The organism is Paracoccus marinaquae (assembly GCF_018860165.1).
GTDB classification, from domain to species: domain Bacteria; phylum Pseudomonadota; class Alphaproteobacteria; order Rhodobacterales; family Rhodobacteraceae; genus Paracoccus; species Paracoccus marinaquae.
The window spans coordinates 1-1,855 of record NZ_JAHKNG010000106.1; the positions used below are offsets into that span (position 1 = coordinate 1).

A 1,855-nucleotide genomic window follows, 5' to 3' on the forward strand; every position below is an offset into this window, starting at 1 on the left:
AAAAATCCCATGTCGATCACTCCGTATGCCTCCAGCTGCTTCAAGCCGAGGCAGGGTTGCACATGGGTCAATTCTCAATGACAATTTTGGCGGTTGCCGGGTCAATTCTCAGTGGCAATCAACAGCCTTGGGCGCGTCTATCATCGCCTGCCGCATCTTGCCCTGATTGAGGGCCAGCCAAAGTTCCTCGGTCGTCGGCACGGTGCGGCTTGATGCCCCCGCCGGTGCGCCACCCACCTTGGGCAGCAGGAAGGCCGCGACATACAGGTTCGCCGCCGCCGTCGCCCGCACAAAGGCCTGCCCCTTGCGCAGTTCCTTGAACCGCGCGGCCTTGGCCCCGATCTGCTCCACCGTATCCTCGGGCAGGTCGCGGAAGCCCGAGAAATCCAGCGCCAGCGGTTTCATCGCCGGCAGGGAGGCTTGCCCGGTGCCGAAATCGAACCCGCCCTGCCCCGCCTTCGCATCGCGATTGGCCTTGAGGTAGTATCTCGCTGTTTCCTTGTCGTCGCCCGTCAGCGGCTTGTAGGCGGCATCGGGGATGCCGTCCTGCAGCACCTTCAGGTCGAACACCCCCAGCAGCGCATCGCCGCAGCGGATCTGCGCGTCGAAGAAGCCTAGGGGAAGGCCAGGGTCCACCGTCTCGATCCAGAGTGCGACCTTGGTCAGCTCCACCGCCATCGGGTTGCGGTCCACCCCGTGCAGGCAGGACCGCGCGACATCGCGCAGGGCATGGCGGAAATCGGCGAGCGAGGGCGTGCCATCGGCGCGGATGCGCGCGAGCCGCGTGGCGATGCGGCGGGCGGCGGCCAACAGGAAGTGGCCCGAGCCGCAGGCGGGGTCGATGACCGAAAGTTTCAGCAGCGCCTTGGCAGGATCGTCCGCCTCGGCTTCGGTCTTGTCGAGAACGGGGTCGAGGGCTGTGTCGAGCAGCGCCTGAACCAGGCTGTCGGGCGTGTAGTAGGAGCCAGTGGTCTTGCGCTGGTTGCCCCTCTGCTCGGCGGCCTCGGAGGCGAAGAGCAGGGTCTTGCCGTCATCGCCCAGCTGGGGCTGCAGTTCGAGGAGGGATTCGTAGACGGATCCCAGTTCCTCGGTCTCCATCGCGCGCCAGTTGACCGGGACCATGCCGGTTTTCTGGTCAAGCCAGGAGAGGCGGTAGAGCGCCTCCATGAAGGCGCGGTTGCGCAGGCGGGCGGTTTCGAGGTGGGGCAGACGGTCGTCCGCAAAGAGGCCGCCGAGAGCAGGGAGCGCGAGGGCGGGTTGGCCATCGGCAAGGGCGCGGAAGACGATCTTCACGCCCTCATAGCGGTCGTGGTGCTTGTCCCAGGTCGCCGCTCGAAAGCACTGGGCGCGCAGGTGGGCGAGGCTGTAGCCTTCGGCATAGAGCTTGCGGGCGTCGGTGGGGGCCTTTTCGGGGTGGAGGAGGTTGCGATCCTCGGCCACCATCAGGAAGATCAGGCGGTAGACGAGGCGGAGGAGTTCGTTGAACCACTCGGTCAGGTTCACCTCACCTGACGTGAGGCTTCTGGCGAGGTCGGGGTTGGCCTCGAGGAAGCCGGAGCCGAGGATCTTCAGCGCCTTTTCCACCTGAACGGCCAGTTTCTCGCGCGCGGCTTCGCCTTCCTTCGATCCAGCATCGCGCCAGCGTTCCAGCGCACAGTCGGTAGCGGGGGTGCCCGCGGTGCCGAAGCGGGTCCGGTGGATCAGGAGCCAGAGGACGGCAAAGGAGGCGGTATAGCGCGACAATCTGGGTGAGACGCGAGCGACGATCTGGATGAGATTCTATGTCGCGTCATCTGCGACGATAGCATTCTGATTGTCGCTGGCAAGTTCCTCTTTCGTTTCTGATTGTCGCGCC

Annotated in this window: 1 protein-coding gene; it reads right to left on the minus strand. The window is 65.2% G+C overall.

What is annotated here, in order from left to right; genetic code table 11:
* Window positions 1-108 precede the first annotated feature (108 nt).
* On the minus strand, window positions 109-1,584 hold the full coding sequence (locus tag KNW02_RS21065; protein WP_348524811.1) for an N-6 DNA methylase: 1,476 nt from the start codon (window positions 1,582-1,584) through the stop codon (window positions 109-111).
* Window positions 1,585-1,855: the final 271 nt, after the last annotated feature.